The organism is Paenibacillus sp. JJ1722 (assembly GCF_048282685.1).
Classification (GTDB): Bacteria; Bacillota; Bacilli; order Paenibacillales; family Paenibacillaceae; genus Paenibacillus; species Paenibacillus polymyxa_B.
On sequence record NZ_CP182500.1, the window covers coordinates 2,243,439 to 2,269,395 of the forward strand.

At 46.3% G+C, this 25,957-nt stretch carries 28 protein-coding genes; all 28 read left to right on the top strand.

Translation table 11 applies throughout. The annotated features are described in order from the left end of the window. Positions 1 to 20 precede the first annotated feature (20 nt). Positions 21 to 428, top strand: coding sequence for a flagellar basal body rod protein FlgB (gene flgB / locus ACM1ND_RS10175; RefSeq protein WP_013309883.1), 408 nt, complete (start codon positions 21 to 23; stop codon positions 426 to 428). A 6-nt stretch (positions 429 to 434) separates the two neighbouring features. Further along, positions 435 to 887 carry a flagellar basal body rod protein FlgC gene (flgC, locus tag ACM1ND_RS10180; protein ID WP_013309884.1) on the top strand — a complete coding sequence of 151 codons (453 nt, stop codon included), beginning with the start codon at positions 435 to 437 and terminating at the stop codon, positions 885 to 887. Between the two features lie 39 nt (positions 888 to 926). Beyond that, positions 927 to 1,241, top strand: a complete 315-nt coding sequence (gene fliE, locus ACM1ND_RS10185) for a flagellar hook-basal body complex protein FliE (RefSeq protein WP_007430020.1) — start codon at positions 927 to 929, stop codon at positions 1,239 to 1,241. A gap of 35 nt (positions 1,242 to 1,276) precedes the next feature. Beyond that, complete coding sequence (fliF, locus tag ACM1ND_RS10190) at positions 1,277 to 2,860, top strand: flagellar basal-body MS-ring/collar protein FliF (protein WP_418027632.1); 1,584 nt, start codon at positions 1,277 to 1,279, stop codon at positions 2,858 to 2,860. Between the two features lie 11 nt (positions 2,861 to 2,871). Continuing rightward, positions 2,872 to 3,888 carry a flagellar motor switch protein FliG gene (fliG, locus tag ACM1ND_RS10195; protein WP_013370674.1) on the top strand — a complete coding sequence of 339 codons (1,017 nt, stop codon included), beginning with the start codon at positions 2,872 to 2,874 and terminating at the stop codon, positions 3,886 to 3,888. Beyond that, positions 3,881 to 4,717 (top strand): FliH/SctL family protein, encoded by an 837-nt coding sequence (locus tag ACM1ND_RS10200; protein WP_023988188.1) that lies wholly within the window; start codon positions 3,881 to 3,883, stop codon positions 4,715 to 4,717. Before fliG ends, ACM1ND_RS10200 begins: the two co-directional genes overlap by 8 nt. Beyond that, complete coding sequence (gene fliI, locus ACM1ND_RS10205; RefSeq protein ID WP_013309889.1) at positions 4,704 to 6,023, top strand: flagellar protein export ATPase FliI; 1,320 nt, start codon at positions 4,704 to 4,706, stop codon at positions 6,021 to 6,023. The genes ACM1ND_RS10200 and fliI overlap by 14 nt, the downstream gene beginning before the upstream one ends. 10 nt (positions 6,024 to 6,033) lie before the next feature. Then, a complete protein-coding gene (gene fliJ, locus ACM1ND_RS10210) occupies positions 6,034 to 6,477 on the top strand; it encodes a flagellar export protein FliJ (RefSeq protein ID WP_013309890.1) in 444 nt (147 codons plus the stop codon). 47 nt (positions 6,478 to 6,524) lie between these two features. Then, the gene (locus ACM1ND_RS10215) at positions 6,525 to 7,508 is read left to right on the top strand and encodes a magnesium transporter MgtE N-terminal domain-containing protein (protein WP_023988189.1); all 984 of its coding nucleotides are present in this window, start codon (positions 6,525 to 6,527) and stop codon (positions 7,506 to 7,508) included. Positions 7,509 to 7,534: 26 nt separating this feature from the next. After that, positions 7,535 to 8,992 carry a flagellar hook-length control protein FliK gene (locus ACM1ND_RS10220; protein WP_023988190.1) on the top strand — a complete coding sequence of 486 codons (1,458 nt, stop codon included), beginning with the start codon at positions 7,535 to 7,537 and terminating at the stop codon, positions 8,990 to 8,992. A gap of 19 nt (positions 8,993 to 9,011) precedes the next feature. Beyond that, the gene (locus tag ACM1ND_RS10225; RefSeq protein WP_023988191.1) at positions 9,012 to 9,545 is read left to right on the top strand and encodes a flagellar hook capping FlgD N-terminal domain-containing protein; all 534 of its coding nucleotides are present in this window, start codon (positions 9,012 to 9,014) and stop codon (positions 9,543 to 9,545) included. After that, positions 9,542 to 9,922, top strand: a complete 381-nt coding sequence (locus tag ACM1ND_RS10230; protein ID WP_023988192.1) for a TIGR02530 family flagellar biosynthesis protein — start codon at positions 9,542 to 9,544, stop codon at positions 9,920 to 9,922. The genes ACM1ND_RS10225 and ACM1ND_RS10230 overlap by 4 nt, the downstream gene beginning before the upstream one ends. Positions 9,923 to 10,026: 104 nt before the next feature. Then, on the top strand, positions 10,027 to 10,836 hold the full coding sequence (gene flgF / locus ACM1ND_RS10235) for a flagellar basal-body rod protein FlgF (RefSeq protein WP_023988193.1): 810 nt from the start codon (positions 10,027 to 10,029) through the stop codon (positions 10,834 to 10,836). A 60-nt stretch (positions 10,837 to 10,896) separates the two neighbouring features. Then, the gene (locus tag ACM1ND_RS10240) at positions 10,897 to 11,121 is read left to right on the top strand and encodes a flagellar FlbD family protein (protein ID WP_013309896.1); all 225 of its coding nucleotides are present in this window, start codon (positions 10,897 to 10,899) and stop codon (positions 11,119 to 11,121) included. Continuing rightward, on the top strand, positions 11,118 to 11,591 hold the full coding sequence (locus ACM1ND_RS10245; protein WP_023988194.1) for a flagellar basal body-associated FliL family protein: 474 nt from the start codon (positions 11,118 to 11,120) through the stop codon (positions 11,589 to 11,591). Before ACM1ND_RS10240 ends, ACM1ND_RS10245 begins: the two co-directional genes overlap by 4 nt. Positions 11,592 to 11,634: 43 nt before the next feature. Then, positions 11,635 to 12,633 (top strand): flagellar motor switch protein FliM, encoded by a 999-nt coding sequence (fliM, locus tag ACM1ND_RS10250; protein ID WP_023988195.1) that lies wholly within the window; start codon positions 11,635 to 11,637, stop codon positions 12,631 to 12,633. Further along, entirely contained in the window at positions 12,623 to 13,933 is a 1,311-nt protein-coding gene (gene fliY, locus ACM1ND_RS10255; protein ID WP_023988196.1) for a flagellar motor switch phosphatase FliY, read from the top strand. The genes fliM and fliY overlap by 11 nt, the downstream gene beginning before the upstream one ends. 29 nt (positions 13,934 to 13,962) lie before the next feature. Next, the gene (locus ACM1ND_RS10260; protein ID WP_010346372.1) at positions 13,963 to 14,328 is read left to right on the top strand and encodes a response regulator; all 366 of its coding nucleotides are present in this window, start codon (positions 13,963 to 13,965) and stop codon (positions 14,326 to 14,328) included. A gap of 12 nt (positions 14,329 to 14,340) precedes the next feature. Next, entirely contained in the window at positions 14,341 to 14,874 is a 534-nt protein-coding gene (locus ACM1ND_RS10265) for a flagellar biosynthetic protein FliO (RefSeq protein WP_023988197.1), read from the top strand. Then, positions 14,871 to 15,626, top strand: coding sequence for a flagellar type III secretion system pore protein FliP (fliP, locus tag ACM1ND_RS10270; protein WP_013309901.1), 756 nt, complete (start codon positions 14,871 to 14,873; stop codon positions 15,624 to 15,626). Before ACM1ND_RS10265 ends, fliP begins: the two co-directional genes overlap by 4 nt. 37 nt (positions 15,627 to 15,663) lie before the next feature. Continuing rightward, a complete protein-coding gene (gene fliQ / locus ACM1ND_RS10275; protein WP_007430038.1) occupies positions 15,664 to 15,933 on the top strand; it encodes a flagellar biosynthesis protein FliQ in 270 nt (89 codons plus the stop codon). A gap of 10 nt (positions 15,934 to 15,943) precedes the next feature. After that, on the top strand, positions 15,944 to 16,729 hold the full coding sequence (gene fliR / locus ACM1ND_RS10280; protein WP_023988198.1) for a flagellar biosynthetic protein FliR: 786 nt from the start codon (positions 15,944 to 15,946) through the stop codon (positions 16,727 to 16,729). Beyond that, complete coding sequence (gene flhB / locus ACM1ND_RS10285; RefSeq protein WP_023988199.1) at positions 16,729 to 17,841, top strand: flagellar biosynthesis protein FlhB; 1,113 nt, start codon at positions 16,729 to 16,731, stop codon at positions 17,839 to 17,841. The genes fliR and flhB overlap by 1 nt, the downstream gene beginning before the upstream one ends. Positions 17,842 to 17,864: 23 nt before the next feature. Beyond that, complete coding sequence (gene flhA, locus ACM1ND_RS10290) at positions 17,865 to 19,898, top strand: flagellar biosynthesis protein FlhA (protein WP_016820963.1); 2,034 nt, start codon at positions 17,865 to 17,867, stop codon at positions 19,896 to 19,898. Then, positions 19,895 to 21,337, top strand: coding sequence for a flagellar biosynthesis protein FlhF (gene flhF, locus ACM1ND_RS10295; protein WP_028542720.1), 1,443 nt, complete (start codon positions 19,895 to 19,897; stop codon positions 21,335 to 21,337). Before flhA ends, flhF begins: the two co-directional genes overlap by 4 nt. After that, positions 21,334 to 22,221, top strand: a complete 888-nt coding sequence (locus tag ACM1ND_RS10300; RefSeq protein WP_023988201.1) for a MinD/ParA family protein — start codon at positions 21,334 to 21,336, stop codon at positions 22,219 to 22,221. Before flhF ends, ACM1ND_RS10300 begins: the two co-directional genes overlap by 4 nt. A 30-nt stretch (positions 22,222 to 22,251) precedes the next feature. Next, positions 22,252 to 23,796, top strand: a complete 1,545-nt coding sequence (locus tag ACM1ND_RS10305; protein ID WP_264454843.1) for a chemotaxis protein CheB — start codon at positions 22,252 to 22,254, stop codon at positions 23,794 to 23,796. Positions 23,797 to 23,829: 33 nt separating this feature from the next. After that, on the top strand, positions 23,830 to 25,926 hold the full coding sequence (locus tag ACM1ND_RS10310; protein ID WP_023988203.1) for a chemotaxis protein CheA: 2,097 nt from the start codon (positions 23,830 to 23,832) through the stop codon (positions 25,924 to 25,926). Positions 25,927 to 25,957: the final 31 nt, after the last annotated feature.

Genomic DNA, 25,957 nt, shown 5'->3' on the forward strand with positions numbered 1-25,957 from the left:
CGCTGGGAGGGAGGAGCTAAATGAATCTGCTGGGTGATATGAGCTTTCAAAAGCTTCAGGCAGGTGTACAGGCGGCAAATACGAGACAACGTGTGATGGCGGACAATATATCCAATGCGGATACCCCGTATTTTAAGCGTTCGGAGGTTTCATTTGAAGAACTGCTTCAGCAGCAAATGGACGGTGATGTCACACCACTACGTGGAAAAGTAACCAATTCAAGACATTTTCAAATAGGACCTGTGAACTCCATTCCAGATGCCACGGTCACCAAAGATGGGTACTCAGTCATGAATAACAATATGAACAACGTAGATATCGACAGAGAAATGAGTCTTATGGCTGAAAATCAACTAAGATATAATACCTACATCCAAGAAATTAATGAGCGCATCAAAATGATGAGAACAGCGGTAGAAGGGAGATAGGACTAGGTGAAGATTAACAACGGCTTTGATATTAGTGCATCTGCTCTTACGGCCCAACGGTTGCGGATGGACGTTATATCTAGCAACATTGCCAACGCAGAGACAACTCGGGCGAAAGTAGAGAATGGACAAGCAGTTCCATATCGGAGAAAAACGGTTGTTTTGGAGCCGAACCAATCTGGCTTTGCCGATGTTTTAAAGGCTCAAATGGAAGGAAGTAGCACAAGCGCTGCTGGCGTTAAGGTTTCGCAAATTCAGGAAGATCAGTCACCTTTGAAGCCTGTGTACAATCCGGGTCACCCGGACGCTGATAAAGATGGCTATGTATATATGCCTAATGTAGACATTATGAAAGAAATGGTCGACATGATTTCCGCAACACGCTCATACGAAGCCAATGTAACAGCTCTGAATGCATCAAAGGCTATGGTTTCCAAAGCGCTTGAAATCGGTCGCTAAGTTCTAGGACTACTAACTACTTAATAGGGAGAGTAAAACATGATTCAGAACGCCATGTTTAATGTACAGACACCGGTAATACAGCAGATTCAATCGCCTAACAATGAGTTGACGAAAGCGACGCCTTCCGAATCCTTGAAGGATTTTGGTTCCTTCCTAAAGGATGCTCTCAATGAAGTAGGGCAGCAGGAAGCCGCTACGCACCAGATGTCCGACCAATTCATGGCAGGCAAAGTTGATGTAGATCAGGTCATGATCACTTCCCAACAAGCGCTGCTTTCCCTGCAGCTTACTACACAGGTCCGAAACAAAGCGATCGAAGCCTATCAGGAGATCATGCGTACACAGATGTAAAGAGGGTTTAGCAAAGTTTCGGATGGGGTGACGGAGTGAACGAGAGAATCGCCCAATATCGGGATAAGATTTCCGGGTATTGGAATAATTTCAGCAAAAAACAGAAGATATTACTTGTTTCGACATTAGCATTCATCATTATCGCCGTTGTAGTGCTAACGATGCAGTTTACTAAAACCGAGTATGAAGTGGCTTTCCGAGATTTAAATGCTAACGATGCAGCCGGAGTCATTAAATATCTCGATTCTGCGGGTATACCGTATCAACTTAATGCTGGTGGGACACAAATCTCAGTTCCAACCGCTAATGCGGATAAGGCGAAGGTAGATGTTGGGTCTCAAGGCCTGATTCAGAAGGGTTCAATCGGCATGAGTGCTTTTGACCAGTCCTCCTCTGCCATTGGTATGACGGAGAACGAGTTCAATGTGAAGTACAATAATGCATTGAACGGCGAAATACAGCAACTGTTGGAACGGATGGATGGTGTCCAAAGCTCCAAAGCTGTCATTAATATGCCAAAGGAAAACATTTTTGCCGGACTTGAAGAAAAGGACAAAGCCTCCGCTTCGATTCAAATGGAATTCGAGCCTGGCTTTACTCCAAATCAGCAAGCGATCGACGGATATTTTAATCTGGTAAAAACGGCCGTACCGAATCTGCCAGTGGAAAACATTACGATCACCAATAAGGAATATGAGTTGATTCCAACGGCCAAGGGCGGCCAAGGTGGGCTCACTAGTGGTGTTCAGGAAAACATGGCTCTACAGAAGAAGTTTGAGAGCGATGTAAGGAATAATGTTCAACAATTTTTGTCGAAAATTGTTGGAGACGACAAGGTAAATGTGCTGGTTATGTCCCAGCTAAATTTCGACAAAGTAACATCAAAGGAACAAATGGTCACACCTGTTGATCAAACGAAAATGAAGGGTATTGAAATTAGCGCCCAACAAATTCAGGAAAGCTATACGGGCAGTAGTGGACAAACCGGAGGAGTTGCAGGAACAGGAACACAGGATGTTCCAGGCTATCCTGGAGGAACTAATTCCGGCAATACCAGCTCAGATAAGAGTTCAAGTACGATTAACTACGAAGTTAACCGAATTGCAAGGGATATTATCCAAAGTCCGTACACTGTAAAAGATTTAACCATTAATGTAGCAGTTGAACCACCAACAGGTCAGCAAACGTTGGATACTGCAACTCAGACAGCAATTCAAAATATTTTGGTTAATATTGTAAGAGCGTCGTTAGCGAATTCTGGTACTACTATTACAGACGCTGATTTGGCTAAGAAGGTTTCAGTGTTCTCACAAGCTGTTCCGGCGCCTGCGAGCACGAATACATTCTTCTCAGCTTCCAACCCTTGGCTATGGGGCATCGGAGCTGCTGTTCTGGCACTGCTGGCGGGTGTAATCTTCCTCATCGTACGCGGTCGTCGTAATCAGGAAGAAGAGTTGGATGAAGAATTGCAACTCATGCCAACGCCGACGGAGTTCCCGTCTATTACCATGGAAAGTGTGACAAATGAAAGTCAAGTGCGTAAACAGCTTGAAAGTCTGGCGAAAAAGAAACCCGACGAATTCGTCAATCTGCTTCGTACATGGCTGGCTGACGAATAGAGGTGAGTTCATTGGCAAAGGCAAGCAGTCAAGGTTTAACGGGAAGACAGAAAGCGGCTATACTTCTGATCACAATGGGACCAGAGGTATCTGCTCAAATATTCAAGCATTTGCGTGATGAGGAGATCGAGCAACTTACATTGGAAATTGCCAATGTGCGGAAGGTCGATGCCATTGAGAAGGACTCCATCATGGCCGAGTTTCATCAAATTTGTTTGGCTCAGGAGTACATTTCCCAAGGCGGTATTAATTACGCTAAAGAAATATTGGAAAAAGCACTCGGATCGCAAAAAGCAGTTGAGGTCATTAACCGTCTAACAGCGACGTTACAGGTAAGACCCTTCGATTTTGCCCGCAAGGCTGATCCAAACCAGATATTGAATTTTATACAGAATGAGAATCCGCAAACGATTGCTCTCGTGCTTTCGTACTTGCAATTCGAGCAGGCGGCTGCAATTCTGTCGTCTCTGCCACAGGAAAAACAGGCAGATGTGGCCCGGCGTGTCGCTGTCATGGACAGTACATCTCCGGAAGTTATTTCCCAGGTGGAACGAGTGTTGGAGCAAAAGCTGTCTGCAACCGCAACGCAGGATTACACGAATGCGGGCGGTATCGAGTCCATTGTTCAGATTTTGAATGGCGTAGACCGCGGAACCGAACGTACGATTCTCGACTCGCTTGAAATTCAAGATCCAGAACTGGCTGAGGAAATCAAGAAAAGAATGTTCGTGTTCGAGGATATCGTCAATGTGGACAACCGTTCCATTCAGCGCATTATCCGCGATATCGACAATGCAGATTTGCAATTGGCGCTTAAAGTGTCCAGTGAAGAAGTACGCGATGTGATTTTCCGAAATATGTCGAAACGTATGGCAGAAACCTTCAAAGAGGAAATGGAGTACATGGGACCGGTGCGGTTGCGTGATGTGGAAGAAGCACAGACACGTATCGTATCGACGATCCGCAGATTGGAAGAGGCCGGTGAGATTATAATCGCACGCGGCGGAGGAGATGACATCATTGTCTAACTTGATTAAATCTTTCCAATATGTTCCTGTAGAGGCTTTGAAAACAATTGATGTGGCACATACGTATGCGCCAGAAACGACGGATGAAGAAATCACAACTGAATATACGGAGCCGGAGCCTCAGCGAGATCACGAGGCTGAACGGCTGCGGGATGAAATGCTGAATGATGCTAAGGATTTTGCCGAACGTCAGGTTCGCGACGCAGCTGAAGAAGCGGAACGGATGCTTCAGGAGGCACAGCAGCAGATTGAAGCCTGGTGGCAGGAACGACGCGAGCATGACGAGCAGTTAACTCAGTCGTTAAAAGCTGATGGGTTTCAGCAAGGATATGAAGAAGGTCAGAAGCTGGCTGAGGCCGAGCTCCAGACGAAATCAGAGCAGATGATGGAAGAAGCACAGGATATTCTGCGTCAGGCCTATGAGATCAAGGAACAACTGATTCAGGAAGCTGAGCCTTTCCTGGTTGAACTGAGTAGTGCTATTGCTGAGAAGGTCATTGAGAAACAGCTTAGCCTTGAGCCTGAATACACGATTGAATTAATTCGTAAAAATTTGGCTCGTAAGCGGGAAAAAGGAACCATTACATTGTGTGTGTCGCCTCAGCATTTCGCATTTGTGCAAGGTGCGCGAGAAGAATTGTCATTAACTGTCGATTCGCAGGCAGAACTGCAAATTATTCCTGATGGTACCGTGAAAGATCGCGGTTGTGTTATCCGTTCTTCCTTTGGAAGTGTGGATGCGCGGATTGATACGCAATTAGCTGAGATCAAAAAGGAATTATTGCGTCTGGCACATGAGAATGAGGAGCGAAGACATGAAGGGGCTTAATGCGCAGCGCTACATGGATCATTTGCGCCAGCTGGACCCTGTTCGGGTAAATGGCAAGGTTACGCAGGTTATCGGCCTGATGGTTGAATCGGAAGGTCCAGACGCCAGTATCGGGGATGTTTGTTACATTTATCCGGGTAAAACGGCAAAGCCGTTGCAAGCGGAGGTCGTAGGCTTCAGGGACAATAAAGTGCTTCTGATGCCACTTGGAGAACTGCAATCCATTGGTCCCGGTTGTGATGTTGTAGGAACAGGGAAACCGTTGAATGTGCAGGTCGGGTCGGAGCTGTTAGGCAAAGTGCTGGACGGATTGGGTCAGCCTCTGGATGGCTCATTGATTCCCTCTCGAATGGCGAGATATTCAACCTTCAATATTCCGTCCAATCCGCTGAATCGTCCGCGTGTGCAGGAACCAATCAGTATCGGGGTGCGCGCTATCGACGGGTTGCTTACTATCGGTAAAGGACAACGGGTTGGTATTTTTGCAGGTTCGGGTGTAGGTAAAAGTACCTTGATGGGAATGATTGCTCGTAATACGGAAGCTGATGTGAATGTAATTGCCTTGATCGGGGAACGTGGACGCGAGGTGCTGGACTTTATTGAACGGGATTTAGGTCCGGAGGGACTAGAACGTTCCGTGGTCATTGTGGCAACTTCCGACCAGCCTGCGTTAATCCGTATTAAGGGTGCACTTATTGCAACGACGATCGCGGAATATTTTCGGGATCGCGGGTTAAATGTCATGCTGATGATGGATTCAGTTACCCGGTATGCGATGGCCCAACGTGAAGTGGGACTAGCCGTAGGGGAGCCGCCAGCAATGAGAGGGTACACACCTTCCGTGTTTGCTAGTCTACCTAAGCTTCTAGAACGTGCAGGGACAGGTCCTACTGGCTCCATAACCGCTTTTTATACGGTACTGGTCGATGGTGATGATATGAACGAGCCCATCGCGGATGCGGTGCGCGGGATTTTGGATGGACACATTGTCTTGAATCGTGGGATTGCGAACAAAGGACATTTTCCCGCAATTGATGTGTTAGCGAGTATTAGCCGGGTTATGAAGGATATCGCACCACGAGATCAGATAGACGCTGCCGAGAACATTAAGCGCTTGATGGCCGTCTACAAAGATTCGGAGGACCTGATTAATATCGGGGCCTATCAGCAGGGTTCAAATGCAGAAATTGACGAATCCATGGAGCGTATACGGGATATATGGGATTTTACAAGACAAAGAACAGATGAAAAGGCTGAGCTGGACGAGGTAAGGGAGCGTTTGATTTCTGAATTTACGAGGAGATGAAGGTTGAACGATGAGATTTCAGTATTCCTTTCAGAAAGTTGTAGACTTGAAAACCAACGAAAAGTCACAGGCCGAATGGTTGCTTTCCAGTGCTGTCGGACAATTGCAGGCTGAGGAGCAGACATTAACACAGCTTGTAGGCGAAAGGAATCGGGTCATATCAGCCATTCAAAAGGCTGCCGAGGATTGCGCGCCACTCTCTACTATTCAGGAATTACAGGCTTATGTTAATCATCTGGACCAATGTATTACACGCAAGCATAGGGATGTTCAATATGCGCAGCAAAATGTGCAAAGCAAACAAACCGTTTTGACCGATAAAATGCTGGATGAACAGGTTTGGCTGAAAGCGAGAGAGAAGGCCAACGTGAAATTCCAACAGGAAATGCTCCTGCGCGAGCAGAACGAGCTGGATGAAATGGCTTCCGTGCGATTTGCCATGAAAGCCCGGTAAGCGGAAAGTCATAGGATACGCATATCAGCTGCCTGAGGAGGAAGACGATGGCACAGAAGTTAGCAGAAAATGAACTGGATATGGATTTAGGAAAAGAATCAGGCGGGGGATTTGAACGGTTTATGTTTTTCCTGATTCCGATTGTGTTCACAATCGTTCTGGTCGGGGTCCTGCTTACATTGTTCAATATGGACTTCAGAAGCGAAATGATTTCATTAGGGAACAAAATACCAGTTGTTAAAAATTGGGTGCCTGAACCGAAAGATAAGGCTACCCAGACGAAAGAGGCAGATCAGAAGGCACAGTCTGAAAGTTCTGAAGCAACCATTCAGCAGTTAAAGGCAGATTTAGCCAAGCAGACGGAGGAGCTTAAGAAGGCTACCGCTGCTAAGACGACACAAGATAAAAAGGTTACTGAACTGCAGAATCAGGTCAATACGCTGCAAACGCAACAGGAACAGCAGCCACAGGCCAGTCAGCAGGGACAGGCTGGTACGCAAACTACAGGTGGAACAACAAATGAAGATCCTTATGTAAAACAGGCCAGAGATCTTGCTAGCATGTATGAAGGAATGACAGCTAGTAAAGCGGCACCGATTATGGAGAATCTGACTACGGAAGAGACTGTGCAGCTGCTAAGCTACATGGACCCTGCCAACAGTGCAAAGATTTTGCAAAAGATGGACGCTAAAAAAGCAGCCGATATTACTATGGCTCTGAAAAACGTAACGCCATCTACGGATTTGTCAGTTGCTGCGTTGCAGTCTCGTCTGAAAAAGGATCAAGGTACCACAGCTGGCACGACGAGTAAGAGTTTGCAAAGCACTCAAATCAGTAGCACATTTGCTTCCATGGACAAGAAGAGCGGTGCCGAACTTATTTTACAAACTTACAAAATCAGTCCAGACAAGGCATTAAACATATTAAATACAGTAGATGATTCGACACGTGGTTCTTTACTACAAAATATGTCTGCCAAGGATGCGGCTCAGACTGCAAAAATTTTGAACAAACTGATGGGCAGTAAGTAATTTAAATGAAGGGAGGTGAAAAATAAATGACCCTTATTTCTCAAAGTGTATCGCTCAGCTCCAGTCAAACAGCTAGCAGTACGACAGCCTCAACAACGAGTACAGCCACGGCTGCCGGAGCAACCACGGGTGCTTTTAATCAAACACTTACGCAAATGATGACAGGCGGGCAAACGGACTCAGCAGGCACAGATGCGAACGGTTCTCCATTAGTTATGGTACTTCCGCTGATTGCAACCGGAGAATCCACGGAAGCTCCAACCGAGCCGCTGGTCGAAACACTGGCTCCTTTGCTGCAAAATCTCGAAAAGCTGGATGATCAGGTAGCTGCCGATCCTGCTCTGCTTGCTTCTCTGCAAGCGTGGATTCAGCAAGTACAACAGTTTTTGCAAGGCGACGGAACAAATCAACAGTTAAACGGTGGAGAAACGTCAGAGGCGACAGGCTTAACAGCCTTGGCAGCCAACCCGGCTACTCTTCGATTTGCATTGCAGGACGCTTTGTCACAACTTGCCAATGTAGCAGAGCAGGCTTCTGGAGACCAAAAGTCCCAGGTGGCACAGTTGCTACAATCGCTCCAAAGCGCAACGGCAGGGACGGGAGCTATTTCCGATGAGCAGTGGAATGGTGTAATGAAAGCTGTGGAACTTGCTGATGGTGGGGATTCACAAGCGGTTCAGCCTTCTGCAAATCGAGCAAATGGTACTCAGACCGTAGCTACAGCTACTACAGACAAACAGGTTGTTGTTTCTCAGCAGCAAGCAAGTCAGGGCGAAACTAATCAGCAAGGTTCAGAAGGGCAACGTTCATCAACTAATATTCTCGTTCAGTCTACAGTTAAGACGACTGGAGCGGATGAAGCGAGTGCATTCGTAGATGCAACTGAGCAAGCGGATCCGACAGCAACTGACAATCAGACTCCAGTGATCACAACTGCGGGACAGCTTTCGGTACAAACGCAAGGAACAACACCTTCGGCTCCAGCTCAACCAGTCGTACATGTACGGCAATTTGCCAAGGAGATGACCGAATTTGTAGTTCAGAAACTTGACATTGTAAAACACACTGGTTTGACGGAAGCGACCATCATGCTTCGTCCAGATCATCTGGGCCAGCTGGAGGTTAAGCTGACGATGCAAAATGGTCATCTGGTTGCCCAGTTCATGACTGAGCATAGCGGAGCGAAGGATTTGCTGGAACAGCAAATGTCGCAGCTGCGTTCGAGCCTGCAGAGCCAAGGTATCCAGGTAGATAAGGTAGAAGTAACGCACAATGAGTCGCTTTCCTCCCATATGTATCAGGATGGACGCGGATCTGGAGCTAATCAGCAGCAGCAATCCAACCAACGTTCCAAAGCTCGTGGTAGAGAAGAGAGCGAGGATGCTATGAAGGTAGCTGAAATGGCAGAAGAGCTTCGTAACTGGACAGCAGAACAACGCGCAGATGATATGAATCGGACAGGCTCCTTTACAGCACAAGCGTAATGATGGAGGTGAGAACACAATGACGACTACAGACAACAATGTATCCACCAGTAACGTCTGGCCGAATTACAATGTGAATAATGTCAAAACAGCAAGTGCCAAGGATACTAAAACGATGGGTAAAGATCAATTTCTGAAAATTTTGATCACCCAGCTACAAAATCAGGATCCGATGCAGCCTTTGGAGGATAAAGAATTTATCGCTCAAATGGCCCAGTTTTCCTCGGTGGAACAACTAATGAACATTTCTACGCAGTTGAATGCATTGGGACAGTCTTTAGGTACGGCTTCCGGTTTGATAGGAAAAGAAGTCAGCTGGATTGAGGCAGGTAAAAAAGACTCCATTACAGGTGAAACAGGTGCGGGTACAGTAAAAAGTGGAATCGTAGATTCCATCGTTATTCGCGACGGTGTGCAGTATGCCAAAATGGGAGCGGCTGAGGTGGCATTAAAAGATGTAACATCAGTGAGCCAAGCTAACACAACGACTCCCGCTACAGGTACATCGGATACTTCATCTTCTTCCTCTACTGGAAGCGGTGAGAACTCATGAATGACAGGATAACGGTCGGACGCCTTTTTCCCGCCAACGTGCCCCCGGCAGCAATCACACAAAACCGAGTGAATTCGGTATCCAAGGATGCCAGACCGTTCGGTCAGGTGTTGCAGGATCAGGTGCTCAAGCTGAGCAACCATGCAGCCAAGCGTCTGGAGCAGCGGGGAATAGAGTTGAGAAGTGACCAAATGGCGAAAATCAACTCTGCTGTGGATAAAGCAGCTGCCAAAGGCGCCAAAGAATCATTGATTTTAATGCAGGATATGGCTTTGATTGTAAGTGTACCTAATCGAACAGTTGTTACCGCGATGGATAAGAAATCCATGGAGGATAACGTATTTACGCAGATAGATAGTGCTGTAATTATTTCATGAAAAATGTATACGAAGTGGCTGGCCCGAATAGGAAAGCCATGAAAAAGCCGCGGATCGACTGATGCGGTCAACTAAGCAACCAATCAGAGGAGGATTTATACTCAATGTTGAGATCAATGTATTCAGGTGTATCGGGCATGAAGGGCTTTCAAACGAAGCTGGACGTTATCGGTAACAACATTGCAAACGTAAATACTACAGGCTTCAAGTCCAGCCGAGTAATGTTCAAGGATATCTTGAGCCAAACGAGTTCAGGCGCAAGTGCACCAGACGGAACAACAACCGCCGGGCAGAATGCCAAGCAGGTAGGTTTGGGGGTATCGGTCAGCTCAATTGATACACTGCATCTTCCAGGTAGTGCAATGACTACGAACAACCCAACGGATTTACGTATTAACGGTGACGGATTTTTCCTGGTCAAAATGAATGATGCACAGGAAGTTCCTTATCTGACTCGTGCGGGTGATTTCCACATAGATGCAAACCGGAATCTGGTTACTTCCGATGGATTTTTTGTGGGAGATTTGGGTGGAGATCCAATCACACTTGCTGACAATGTTACGGCAGTCTCTATCTCACAGGACGGTACAATTGTACAACAATTGGATGACGGAACAGTTGATAATGGTACACAAATTGGATTAGCCAGAGTCACGAATCCAGAAGGTTTAGAAAAAATCGGTGGGAGCTTGTACCGTACTACGGTCAACTCAAATATTGATGCAATTGAGCCTGGAGCAGCCAACTCAGAGGGGCGTGGAGCTATCATCGCGGGTCAGCTGGAAATGTCCAACGTTGATCTGACAGGCGAATTTACCGAAATGATCGTAGCTCAGCGCGGATTCCAAGCGAACTCGCGTATCATTACGACCTCGGATGAAGTGCTTCAGGAAGTTGTAAACTTGAAACGATAATCTCATTTAAACGCGGAGGAGTAGAGGCTCCTCCGCACCTATCAGGAGGTTGGTGTTACGATGATCCCGTTAACGCGGCTGAACGGCTCGCCTATGTGGCTTAATGCGCTGCTCATTGAGACTGTGGAGGAAACACCGGATACATACGTCACTTTGGTGACGGGGAAACGGTTGATTGTATTGGAAAAAGCGGCAGATGTCGTCTCCTTGATCAAGGGTTACAGCCGTGAAATCGGCATGCATGCCGCCACGATAAAAGTGCAACAAATGGAGGAAGACGAATGAAGAAGATGCTGCCATGGCTCATTACAATTTTACTCGCGATTACTTTGATTGCAGGCGCGGCCTTTGTACTTATACCAGCGCTTAGCGGGAAGAAGTCGGAAGTCATACCGAATGCGCAAGCTGCTCAAGCAGAACAACTTCCAAGATTGTCAGCAGATGAATTGGTGGAAGTGAGCTCTGAAATTACCGGTATCAAAACGAATTTGGCAGACGCAGATTACATTGTCCAGATGAACCTATCTTTTCAATTGAACGATGCCAAAGCAAAAGAATCTTTTGAAAAAATCAAAGATATCAGTATTAAGCCCATCGTTATTCAATTACTTGCAGACACCAAACCTGATGAGCTCAGAACGGCTAAAGGCCGGGACCAGTTCAGTGACAAGCTGACGGATCTCATCAACAAGTCGCTCCCTGAAGGTCACCTGGGGAACGCCAAAATTACAGACTTTTTGCTGGCAGCCATTTGATTCCAGGTGAACTTGTCAGGAACACGTAAGGGGGTGAATAACATTGGTGGATGTACTGTCACAAGGGGAAATTGATGCCCTTTTAGCAGCTCTTTCGTCCGGTGAAATGGATGCGGAAGAACTTAAAAAGGAAGATACCCAAAAGAAAGTTCGCGCTTATGATTTTAAAAGAGCGCTGAGGTTTTCCAAGGATCATATACGGAGTCTGACGCGGATACACGAGAACTTTGCACGGTATCTGACCACATATTTTTCAGCGCAGCTTCGTACTTTTGTCCAAATTAATGTCGTTCAGGTGGAGCAGCTTCCTTATGATGAATTCATTCGCTCCATTCCGAAAATGACCATTCTAAACATTTTTGAAGCTGAACCGCTGGAAGGCCGTATGGTGCTTGAGGTTCACCCGAACGTTGCTTATGCCATGTTGGACAGGCTTCTCGGAGGAACAGGTTCGGCACCGTCAAAGGTTGCTGCGTTGACCGAAATCGAGACGACGATCATGGAGCGAATTTTCAGTCGTACCTTTGATAGCCTGCAAGAGGCTTGGAAAACGGTACTAGACATTGAACCGCGCCTAGAGGCGATGGAAACAAATCCGCAGTTTATGCAGATTGTTTCGCCGAATGAAACGATTGCTCTGATTTCGCTTAGCACCAAAATTGGTGATACCACAGGGATGATTAACCTCTGTATCCCGCACGTGGTATTGGAACCCATTATGGCTAGACTGTCCACGCACCAGTGGTTTACATCCGAAAAGAAATCAAGGGCGCCCGAAGAGATCGACGCCTTGAGATTACGGGTCACCAAAGCAGAGCTCCCTATTATTGCGGAGTTGGGTGAATCCCGGATAAATGTAGCCGAGTTTCTGGGTCTTTCGGTAGGGGATGTCATTTCATTGAACAAGCCTGTCAAAGAAGGACTATCCATCCGGGTAGGCGAGAAATTGAAGTTTATGGGAAGTCCCGGCATGGTAAGAGATCGTGTTGCCGTACAAATTGATGAAATTGTCAACGAAGGAGTTGAAGAAATTGACGAGTAAAGACTATTTGTCCCAGGAGGAAATCGATGCCTTGCTGAAACAGTCTGAAGCGGGGACGGATTCTACTCCCGCCAACAAGACCGTTGACGATTTTCTGACTCCTCTGGAGCAGGATGCTCTCGGGGAAATCGGTAATATAACGTTCGGCAGCGCAGCTACGGCTCTTTCCACACTGCTCGGTCAAAAGGTGGATATTACGACACCTAAAGTTTCAATTATTACCCGTTCTGAATTTGAAACTGCATTTCCAAAGCCACACGTAGCTGTACATGTAAATTATGTCGATGGATTCGAGGGTATTAACTCACTCGTAATCAAAAAGCGTGATGCACAAGTGATAGCGGACTTAATGCTTGGTGGTGAAGGAAACCCAGTAGATGAAGAATTGAATGAAATCCACATCAGTGCCGTGCAAGAAGCGATGAACCAGATGATGGGATCTTCGGCGACCTCTATGTCTACCATGTTTAATCGTTTTGTTAATATCTCTCCACCGGGGATTGATATTTTGGATCCTATGCACGGTGATGGAGTATCCAGTCTGCCGGATGAAGAGACGCTCATTACAGTATCCTTCCGGTTATTGATCGGGGATCTTATTGACTCTACGCTGATGCAATTGTTACCTGTTAATTTCGCCAAAAAAATGGTGAGCATCCTAATGAATGGCGGAGAGGAAGAGGAACAACCGCAAGCGTCCGCACAGCAGGTAGCTGCAACAGCAACTCCTGAAGCGCCGCAACAAGCTAGCGTTCCGCAGCAACCGCCTGCACCAGCCTATCAGCAGCCGCCTGCAGCCGCGCAGGCGCCGCAAGACCCAAGCTATGGGCAACAACCGCCAATGTATCCTCAAGACCCGGGATACGGGCAGCAGGGCGCTCCAGGCTATGGAACACCGGGTTATGGAATGCCAGCTGGTGTACCACCGCAAGCTCCTTACGGAACGCCTCATCACTACGGCGCAGTACCGGGACGTAATGTAAATGTACAACCTGTACAATTTTCTAACTTGCAGTCCGGTGCATTTGCGCAAGTGGATGAAAACAATTTAAATTTATTGATGGACATTCCCCTTAGAGTCACCGTAGAATTAGGAAGGACCCAAAAGCAAATTAAAGATATTCTGGAGCTCTCACAAGGTTCAATTATTGAACTGGACAAGCTTGCCGGGGAGCCGGTGGACATTTTGGTTAACAACAAACTGATTGCCAAGGGCGAGGTTGTCGTAATCGACGAGAACTTTGGCGTGCGTGTAACAGATATTGTAAGCCAATGGGACCGTATTCAAAAATTACAATAAAAGCATAATTTAGGGAGGATTTATTTCAGATGGCAAACCGTATTTTGATCGTGGACGATGCTGCATTTATGAGAATGATGATTCGGGACATCCTGTCCAAAAATGGATTTGAAGTAGTAGGAGAGGCCCAGGACGGATCACAGGCCATTGAAAAATTCAAGGAGCTTCGTCCGGACCTGATTACGATGGATATCACGATGCCTGAAATGGACGGCATTGCCGCTCTGAAGGAAATCAAACAAATTGACGCGAACGCAAAGGTTATCATGTGTTCCGCGATGGGTCAGCAAGCAATGGTTATTGATGCCATTCAAGCTGGCGCAAAAGATTTTATCGTTAAGCCTTTCCAATCGGATCGGGTTATCGAAGCCATCAACAAAACACTGGGTGTGTAAGGCGCACCCAGTATGGATACACAACAGGGTGCCTCTGACGCATTGAGTACATCCAGCAATATAGGCAACATTGCCTGGGTCCTTTTCGTGCTAATCTTTATCATCGTACTGATCGTGTACTTGATACGGTTTTTGAGTAAAAGAAATCAGAGCTGGTTCAGCAACCGCTCCGTTCGCATACTGGGAGGCGTGGGACTTGGTCCCAATAAATCCCTTCAGCTTGTTGAAGTTGGTAGCAGTGTGTACCTCATTGGTGTGGGAGAAGATATCCGGCTTGTTGACAAAGTATCCGATCCTGAAGAAGTGGAGCAAATTTTGGCCGCACTGGAGCAAGAAGCTTCTCTGCAGCGCGGCCCGATTGCCCCGCTATTCGCTAAAATTGCGGATAAGCTTCGCCGGAACAACGCGGCACAGCAGCAGCCTGAAGAGGAGACATCTTTTCACGAGATGTTTGAATCCAAGCTTCGGCAAATGCCGAATCGCAAGGATAAACTTGAAAAGCTGCGCAATGAGGAGAATACTACAGATCGGTCGGGAGATTCATGAGAAAAAAGATTATACTTGCATGTTTGCTGCTTGTCTTGTTCAGCTTCATTTCGGTGACGGCGGCCTCTGCGGAACCGATTCCGAACATTGATATTCAAGTCGGCAATTCGGACAAAGGACAGCCCGGTGCCACCTCGCTGTCTATTATTTTACTTATTACTGTCATTAGTGTAGCGCCGGCGTTGCTTGTACTTATGACAAGTTTTACGCGAATTGTGATTGTGCTTGGCTTTGTGCGAACTTCGCTGGGAACCCAGCAGATGCCGCCTAATCAGGTGCTTGTCGGGCTGGCTTTGTTTCTCACTTTATTCATTATGGCACCGACGTTCTCAGCTATGAATGAAACTGCACTTCAGCCGTATCTCAAGGGGGATATAACACAGTCTCAGGCGCTGGATAAGGCATCGGTACCGATCAAGACCTTTATGTTCTCTCATACACGTGAGAAGGATCTACTGCTCTTTATGAAATACACCAAGATGGAAAAACCAAAGAATTATCAGGATATTCCACTAACGGTGATGGTTCCGGCTTATGCAATCAGTGAGTTGAAGACGGCATTTCAGATGGGCTTTATGATTTTCATACCGTTTTTAGTTATAGACATTGTGGTGTCGAGTACACTCATGGCTATGGGGATGATGATGCTACCACCAGTAATGATTTCACTTCCTTTTAAGATACTGCTTTTCGTACTTGTAGATGGTTGGTATTTGGTTGTCAAATCATTGCTTCTGAGTTTTAACACATGAATACTTCATGCAAGGACAGCAATCAAGGAGGACGGCAATGACTTCGGAGTTTATTATTTCCCTGGCTGGGCAAGCGGTGTACATTGTACTCAAGGTGAGCGCTCCGATGCTGATTTTGGGGCTAGTCGTGGGTTTGATTATCAGCATTTTTCAGGCGACAACCCAAATTCAGGAGCAAACACTGGCCTTTGTTCCGAAGATTGTCGCCGTATTGCTGGCATTGCTTTTGTTCGGGCCCTGGATATTGACCACATTAGTGGACTTTACGTATAACATTCTGGACAATTTGTACAAATATATAGGTTAGGCTGAATGTTATGAACATATTGTTACAGAGTTTTCCTGTTTTTTTGCTGATTTTTTGTCGGATTACCTCATTTTTTGTAGTAGCGCCTATTTTTTCAACCCGAGGGGTACCTAATATCTTTAAGGTCGGAATTTCAGGATTTCTAGCTTTGGTCGTGTATCTTACATATGGTACGCATCAACAGGTACCGACTGATGTAGCGTATGTGCTCTTAGTGGGCCGTGAAGTGCTGATTGGGTTGTTATTGGGGTTTACTGCATATCTGTTCATGACAGCGATCCAAACCGCAGGTTCTTTTATAGACCTACAGGTGGGTTTCGGAATGGCGAGTGTGTTTGATCCCATGACAGGGGCTTCAACGCCTTTAACGGGGAATTTCAAGTTTGCCATAGCTGTATTGTTCTTTTTAAGTATAAATGGGCACCATCATCTGCTAAATGCTATCTTATACAGCTATGATTGGGTACCGTTGACAAATGATTTTTTTGTAAAGCTGTATGGTGGCAGTGTAACTGAATTCCTGGTACGTTCTTTTGCGGAATCATTTATGCTTGCTTTTCAAATTGCTGCTCCCATTGTAGTGGCTACCTTTTTAACAGATGTGGGACTCGGTTTTTTAGCTAAAACAGCGCCACAATTCAACATTTTTGTTATTGGTGTACCTCTTAAAATTATTGTGGGACTGTTCATGTTACTGCTTCTCATGCCAAGTTTTGCTTTTATATTCGAAAGATTGTTTTCTGTGATGTTCGAATCCATGCGCAACTTGTTGGATATTATGGGTAATCGTCCTTAATGTCTGGTCTGGAGGAACGTAGTTTGTCATTTAAATATGCTATGAACCTGCAGTTGTTCTCAGGGGAAAAAACGGAAAAAGCTACACCCAAAAAGAAACAGGATGCAAGACAAAAAGGGCAGGTTGCCAAAAGCATGGAGTTGCCCGCCGCTGGTGTCCTGCTGGTTACGTTTTTTTGCCTCATGATTTTCGGCGGGTATTTTAAGGATCATGCAGTTCGACTATTTCGAGATATTTTTGTGAATCGGCTCTCTATGGAGGTAACGCCGAACACAACGCTGCTGATGATGGGTGAGTACGGCGTGCAAATCTTGATTATGCTGGCACCTATTTTTATTGGGGCTATTGTCATCGGGATAGTAGCAAATTACATGCAGATCGGTTTTTTATTAACCGGAGAGGGCATTACGCCCAAGTTTAGCAAGATTGATCCGATTAAAGGATTCAAAAATATTTTTTCCATGAGGTCATTGGTTGAATTCCTGAAATCTGTTTTAAAGATGACCGTAATTGGTTATCTGGTGTACAGCGTACTCTGGAAAACAAAGGCTGACCTACCCAAACTAGCTGAAATGTCCGGCGATCAGATGTTGAGCTTTACAGCTTCATTAACAATGGAACTGGGGCTCAAAATTGGTGTGGTGCTGTTCGTTTTAGCGGTGTTGGATTATATGTATCAACGTTACGAACATGAGAAAAACCTGAAAATGTCCAAACAGGACATCAAGGATGAATACAAGAAAATGGAGGGTGACCCGCTGATCAAGGGGAAAATTCGCGAGCGTCAGCGCCGTATGGCTATGCAGCGTATGATGCAGGAGGTTCCTAATGCAGATGTCATCATCACCAACCCTACGCACTTTGCTGTGGCATTGAAATATGACGGTTCGGAGATGGAAGCGCCGCAGATTATTGCGAAAGGGCAAGATTACGTTGCACTCCGAATTAAAGAAATTGCCAAGCAAAACGGCGTAATAACGATGGAAAACAAGCCGCTGGCGCGGGCGCTGTTTCAACGAGCCGAAATCGGGGATGCGATACCAGCTGATCTGTTCCAGGCCGTTGCCGAAGTGCTGGCGTATGTATATAAATTAAAAGGTAAAGTGAAATAAAGGGATCGGAGGGCTAGAGACCCGTGAAAATAAAAGAAATAACTGTCCTTGCAGGCGTCATCGGTATCGTTCTTATGATGATTCTCCCGATCCCATCATGGCTGCTGGATATCCTACTCGTCATTAATATTTCTATTGCTTTGATGATTCTACTCGTTTCTATGAACACGAAGGAAGCATTACAGTTCTCTATTTTCCCTTCATTGTTGCTCATTACAACGTTGTTTCGATTGGCACTTAATATTTCTACAACCAAACTTATTTTAGGAGAGGGCCATGCAGGGGAAGTAGTTGCTACGTTTGGTAGTTGGATTGCAGGAGGGCAAATTGCCGTCGGTTTTGTTGTCTTTCTCATTCTCGTGGTCGTACAGTTCATTGTTATCACCAAGGGATCTGAGCGGGTTGCTGAGGTAGGCGCACGCTTTACGTTGGATGCGATGCCGGGTAAACAAATGAGTATTGATGCTGATCTGAATGCAGGTTTGATCAATGAGCAGCAAGCCCGTGAACGACGCAGTAAAATCGAACGGGAAGCAGATTTTTACGGAGCGATGGATGGTGCGAGTAAATTCGTTAAAGGTGATGCCATTGCTAGTATTATCATTTTGATCATTAACTTGGTCGGTGGCTTTATTATCGGTATGGCCGTTCAGGGAAAAGGATTTCAAGAGGCGCTGTCGACTTATTCTGTCCTCACCATCGGTGACGGACTGGTCAGCCAGATTCCCGCACTGCTCATATCCACGGCGTCAGGCTTGATTGTTACGCGGGCTACGTCGGATGGCAACTTGGCGGAGGATTTAACTGGACAGCTCTTTTCTTATCCAAAACTGATCTACATTGTGGCAGCCACAATTGCATTATTGGGACTTTTCACACCTATTCATATCATTACAACTCTTCCACTGGCGATACTGCTGTTTTTCGCGGCTCGAAGAATGCAGGGCAATATGGAGCGCAAGCAGATAGCCGATGAACAGCTGGAAGAGGAGCAACAAATTGAAGAAGTCCGTAGTCCGGAAAGTGTCATTAATCTGCTTCAAGTAGATCCAATTGAATTTGAATTTGGATACGGGTTAATTCCGCTGGCGGATACACAGCAGGGCGGGGATTTATTGGATCGGATTATTATGATCCGTCGTCAATGTGCTTTGGAGCTGGGTTTGGTTGTGCCGGTCATTCGTATTCGGGACAACATTCAGCTCAAGCCTAACGAGTATGTAATTAAAATTAAAGGTAATACCGTGGGCGGCGGAGAGCTTCTGTTAAATCATTACCTGGCTATGAGTCCAGGATACGACGATGATTCTATTACAGGAATCGAAACGACGGAACCAGCCTTCGGATTACCTGCGCTCTGGATTGATGAGAACACCAAGGATGTTGCGGAACTATCGGGTTATACCGTAGTTGATCCACCTTCAGTTGTAGCTACTCATCTTACGGAGACGATCAAGAAACATGCTCATGAGTTGCTTGGCAGACAGGAAACACGGTCGCTGGTCGACAATCTCAAAGAGAATTATCCAGTGCTGGTGGACGACCTTATTCCTTCTGTGCTTGCGATTGGGGATGTACAAAAAGTGCTGGCCAAGCTGTTGAAAGAAAAAATCTCCATTCGCGATATGGTGACTATTTTCGAAACATTAGCTGACTACGGCACTTATACAAAAGATCCCGACGTGCTGACTGAATATGTCCGTCAGGCGTTGTCCCGCCAGATTACGCAGCAATTTGCCCAACAAGGGGAGACGTTACGCGTTATTACAGTGGGACCAGGATTGGAGAAGAAAATTGCTGAAAGCGTGCAACAGTCGGAGCAAGGTAGCTATTTGGCTCTTGATCCGGTGTCTACGCAAACGGTGTATCAAAGAATGATGGAGCAAATCAACCGCCTTATTCAATCTGGACAGCAGCCTATTGTGTTAACGTCACCGACAATTCGTATGTATTTGCGGCAAGTGATGGAGCGGACGATGCAGGATGTCCCGGTGCTGTCGTACAGTGAGCTGGAGCCGAACGTTGAAATTCAAAGTGTCGGGGTGGTGAACTTATGAGAGTGAAACGATATGTAGTGGATACCATGCCAGAAGCTATGCTGCAAATCAGGGGTGACTTAGGAACAGACGCCGTCATTTTAAGTACAAAAGAAATGAAGGTCGGCGGTTTCATGGGAATGTTCAGTAAAAAGAAAATCGAAGTGGTTGCTGCGGTAGAGGAGAAGCAACCTCAAAAGCCACGACGGTTTGGACCCTCTTCACAAGAACTTGCCCAGGCGGCTTCACCTCTAATGAACGCTCCTGAACAGCCAGAAAAATCATTTATGCCTGTGGTTCCCAGACAAGCTGCTCCAGAAGCTTATCGACGGGTAACGCAGATGACGGGTGGTTCCAAAGAAGAACAAGCTGAATTAACGATTAATGAAGAACAAGCTGCTTCAGCAACTGAGCATTTGTCATCTAGGTCTGCAAATAATCTGGAGACTATATCTCAAGCACTTGATCATGAAGCATTGCTTTCGAACATGAAATCATCCAGTGAACTGTTTAAACAGCCCATTGAAGTAAGTGCTCCAGATAAGAGCGGAGTAGAAGAAAATCAGGCTCTGCTTAATGAATTGCGGGAAATGAAAGCCATGATGACTCGGTTTTCCCGAAATTCTTCATTGGAAAGTACTTGGCCGGAGCCGTTGCAAGAGATTTGTGAGCGTGTACTGGAGCAGGAAGTGGAACGTGATTTACTGGAGTATTGGCTCGAACAGGTATATGTGCGTCGGAGTGAGCACCCTTTTGCGCCTGAAACTTTTGATTGGGAACAAGCCTTTCGTGAGGAAGTGGCCAGTTTTATTCAGACAAGACTGGACAAAGGGATCTCTAAAGATACCAAAATTGTGTATGTGGCAGGTCCTACCGGAGTAGGGAAAACGACAACCATTGCCAAGTTAGCAGCAGAGCAGTTGTTTAAGCATCATCGCAAAGTTGGATTTATTACTTCTGACACGTACCGGATTTCAGCCGTCGAGCAACTGCGTACATATGCTACGATTTTGAATGTACCGCTTGAAGTTGTGCAATCTCCTGGTGACGTCCACAGAGCCATTCAACGTCTGGAACATTGTGACCTGATCCTCATGGATACCGCAGGACGAAATTATCGTAATGAATTACTTGTTTCGGAACTGCAAAGTCTGCTCTCGCCTATTAATGAAAGTGAGACGTATCTGGTACTCAGTCTGACATCCAAAAGTAAAGATATGCTCAATATAACTGGACATTTCAGCAAGTTTGGTCTTGGTAAGGTTGTATTTACTAAGATGGACGAGACAGGTAGCTGTGGTGGGATGTTTAACCTTTTGCATCATTTTCCGATGCAGCTGGCCTATATTACCAATGGACAAAATGTTCCTGACGACCTGCTTCATCCCGATACAGAAATGGTGACAAGCATGCTGCTTGGACCCAAAGCATCAACAGGAGTTAACGGAGATTCCATATGAGTGACCAAGCCCAATCACTTAGACAAATGGCTTCTTCCTTGGATAAATATCGATTGCCCCCACGTAATCGTCAAGCAAAAATTATAACGATCACCAGTGGTAAAGGCGGGGTGGGCAAATCCAATTTCACGCTGAACTTTGCTCTGGCTCTGCAATCCTTTGGTCGAAAGGTACTTGTGTTTGATGCTGATATAGGTATGGCCAATATTGATGTATTAATGGGAGCCAATTCACAATACAATCTTCTTCACCTGCTAAAACGAGAGAAATCAATTGATGAAATTATTCAAACGGGTGTAGGTGGTTTGCCTTATATTGCTGGAGGATCGGGCTTGAGCGAATTGTTTACGTTATCGGATAACGATCTGAATTATTTTGCCGAAGAAGTAGAGAAAATGGCGGCAGATATGGATTACATTCTATTTGATACAGGTGCAGGTTTATCCAAAGAAAACCTTAAATTCATCACTTCAGCTGACGAATGCCTGGTCGTAACCACACCGGAACCGACGTCCTTAACAGATGCGTATGCGCTAATTAAAGTCGTCAGCGGGTTACAAAAGGATACGGTATTCAAAATTATAGTCAATCGTGCCGATAACGATAATGAGGCCCGTCAAGTTGCCGATAAGATCGCACTGGTTGCGAAACGCTTTTTGGAGATCGAAATCCCGTTGCTTGGACATATCAGTGATGATACTCATGTCATGCAAGCAGTCAAAAGGCAAGTACCTTTTATGGTTGCTTTTCCGGGATGTGCGGCTTCAAGAGATGTATTGAATCTGGCACACCGTTTTGCAGCAATGCCACAGATTCCGCAATCAGGTGCATTGAGTGGAATTAAAGGGTTTATGCAAAAATGGTTGCGGCGTTCTGTACATTGATTTTGATGAGAGGAAACAGAGGTGTTTAACATGTGTGCTTACCAGGTGCTGGTTGTAGATGATTCGGCCTTTATGCGCAAAATTATTACAGATTTAATTGTAAGGGATGAGTCGTTCAACATCGTAGGTACAGCCGCCAATGGCAAAGAGGCTGTAGAGAAAGTGAAGGAATTGCAGCCCGATTTGGTCACCATGGATGTCGAGATGCCTGAAATGAATGGTCTTGAAGCATTACCATTGATTATGGCAGCCCATCCGCTACCTGTTATTATGCTGTCAGGCATTAATGAACAAGGTATGAAGGAGACCATCATGGCTCTGGAGGCAGGAGCTTTCGATTTTATAAGAAAGCCTTCCATTGCTCATGCGCAAGATATTGAGCAAGTGAGCAAGGCGCTGCTGGAACAGATGCACACTGCTATGCAAGCAGTGCGGAGCCGCCTGGAACGCAAGGAAGCTAATGAGCGCAAAGCTGCATTGGAACAAGCGGAAAAAACGCCACAGGAAAAGCCTCCAGGACAGGCTGTGACTGAGAAACGAACAGGCAGTCAAGCTTCGACAGACAAGCCTCCTGTTGTTCCGCTTGCTCCTTCACCTGCTGTATCAGCTCAGCCGAAGCGTGATGCGGGCAAGTCCGCCCCGGCAACAGCCAAGCAGGAAACTAAACGACAACAGTCTGGAACATCTGTTACAGCGGGGCGCATAGAACAGCCAGCTGCTCAGCCAAGCAAGTCAGTCCAAGCACCTACTGTTCAGAAGAAGGAAGACTTGTCCAAGGGGATGGGACGAACACCAGGGCAACTAAACAGTTCTAATGCGGCCGCTGGCAAATCGCTGCATGGTAAGGATAAAGCAGGGCTGGTTAAGCCGGAGCCCCGTAAGACGGTGATTTCATCAGCTACGCCTACTCCTGCGGCTGCTACGCCTCCAGTAACGGCACCTACAGTTACTGCCACACCTAAGGGATTTTCTCTTAAAAAAGGTGTGCACACGTCCAGCTTTCGCAAACTGGTGGCGGTGGGATGTTCTACGGGCGGTCCGCGGGCGCTCAAGACGCTGTTGGAACGCATTCCTGGTGATTTTCCTGCTCCAATCGTTATCGTTCAGCATATGCCGCCAAACTTCACTCGTTCGCTGGCACAACGCTTAAACACGTTAAGTCCACTCCGAGTTGTGGAGGCTGAGCAGGGAATGACGCTGGAGACTGGAACGGCCTACATTGCCCCAGGGGGATATCAACTAAGAATTGTGCCAGGAGCCGGTGGTAAATACACTGTGTCACTGAAGATGGAGGAAGCTCGCAATGGTCACCGTCCTTCCGTAGATACGATGTTTGAATCGTTGCTCTCGTTAACCTCGTTGGAGCGGCATCTAGTATTGCTCACTGGAATGGGGAGCGACGGGGCCAAAATGATGAAAAAGCTTTATGATGCTGGGGTGCAATCCACATTTGCTGAAAATGAGGAAACTTGTGTAGTGTACGGAATGCCCCGCTCAGCAGTAGAGTTAAAATGTGTGCGTCACCTTCTGCCAATGCAGGAGATCGCCCCCAAGCTTGTACAAGTTGTGAAATAATCGGAGTGTAACTCATGGAGGAGGTGTCTCACAATGGACATGAACCAATATTTAAACATGTTTATTGATGAGTCGAATGATCATCTGCAATCTCTTAACGAAAAAATGCTTCAACTGGAAAGCAATCCAACCGATCTAGGCATCGTTCAGGTGATTTTCCGTTCTGCCCATACCCTCAAGGGAATGGCTGCTACGATGGGGTTTGAAGACCTAGCATCGCTCACTCACCAAATGGAAAACGTTCTTGATCTGGTACGTAACAACAAGCTGGCGATGCATGAATTTATATTCGATACCTTATTTAAAGGATTGGATGCTTTGGAGTCCATGGTGCAGCACATTACAGAGGGAGGCGACGGAAAAGCGGATGTCTCCTCTATTGTATCTTCACTACAATCCATCGTGAGCGGGGATTTCCAAAAGTCTGGCGCAAATGCTGCCACTGAGGAGTCTCCATCTAAAAAAGTGGACAAAAACGATAGTGCTGGGCTTGTCTTGGATCAGTTCCAGTATTCTGTACTGGAGCAATCTATTTCTGAAGGACATCGTGTTCACTATATACAGGTAACAATCAGCTCAGAGAGCCAGTTGAAGGCGGCACGTGCTTTTATGGTGTTCAATACGCTGGAAAACTCTGGTGAAATCGTCAAGGCCTATCCGTCGGTACAGGATATTGAGCAGGAGAAATTCGAGCAAAGCTTCTCGTTATATTACATAACGCAGAAAGAAGTTGGGGAGCTGGAAAAGGAAATCGCGGGTATCTCTGAAATTGAGACTGTCTCAGTGGTACAACTAGATCAGGAATCGCTTAAACAAATGAGCGAAGTTACTGCTGGACTGGCTGAGACTGCTGCAGTACAGGAAGCTCCTGTTGCCGTGCAACCACCTGCTCCTTCCCAGCCGCAGTCTCCAGCTGCGGCCTCTGTGGCTAAGCCAGCTGCAGGTAAGGCGCCAGCAGCTAAGGCAGCTGCGCCTACGCATAACCGTACGATTCGTGTAGATATTGAACGTCTGGATGTACTTATGAACTTATTTAGCGAGTTGCTTATTGACCGTGTGCGGTTAGAGCAGTTGGCAAGTGAAGCTTCCAATCCAGCACTGACAGAAACCGTAGAGCACATGAGTCGTGTGAGCAGCGATTTGCAAAACGTCGTTCTTAAATTGCGGATGGTACCAGTAGATACTGTTTTCAATCGTTTTCCGCGTATGGTGCGCGATCTGGCCAAATCGCTGGATAAAAAACTTGATTTGGTTATTACTGGAGCAGAGACTGAAATGGACCGCACTGTTATCGACGAAATTGGCGATCCTCTGGTGCATTTGCTTCGTAACTCCGTGGATCATGGCATTGAGTCGGTAGCCGATCGGATAGCAGCTGGTAAACCTGAGACAGGAACGGTTAACTTGCGTGCTTTCCATAGCGGAAATAACGTATTCATCGAGATTGAAGATGACGGAAATGGTATTAATCGCGATAAGGTACTAAACAGTGCTATTTCTAAAGGGATTTTGACGGCAGAGCAGGCAGCGGTCATGACCGACGAGGAAGCCTATCAGGTATTGTTTGCTCCGGGCTTTAGCACAGCTGCAGTCATTTCAGACGTATCAGGACGCGGTGTCGGTTTGGACGTTGTTAAATCCAAAATCACCGCTTTGGGTGGCAATGTTACGGTTCACTCTACACTGGGCCAAGGCACTAATTTCTCTGTGCAATTGCCGCTGACCCTATCCATTATTGCAGCCATGATGATACAGATCGGTTCTGAAAAATATGCGATTCCATTGTCCTCCATTGTGGAAACTGCGATCGTCAAACGGACACAAATTCGTTCTGTACATGGCAATAAAATGATTGCTTTCCGCGATTCTCATATCCCGCTCATCTCCTTGAGTCAGCTGTTTGAGGTACCGGACTTCAATGAAGATGAAGAAGAAGAGACAGAGGTCGTGGTCATCCGCAAGGGAGACCGTCTGGCAGCTCTTTCCGTACAGGACTTTTTGGGGCAAAGTGAAATTGTCCTTAAAAATCTGGGCAAATACCTTCCAAACATCCAAGGAATTTCAGGCGCCACGATTCTGGGTGACGGTCAGGTTGCTTTGATCATTGACCCGAATGTTTTCATTAAATAATGTCTTCATCAGAAATGAAAGAAATGTGAAG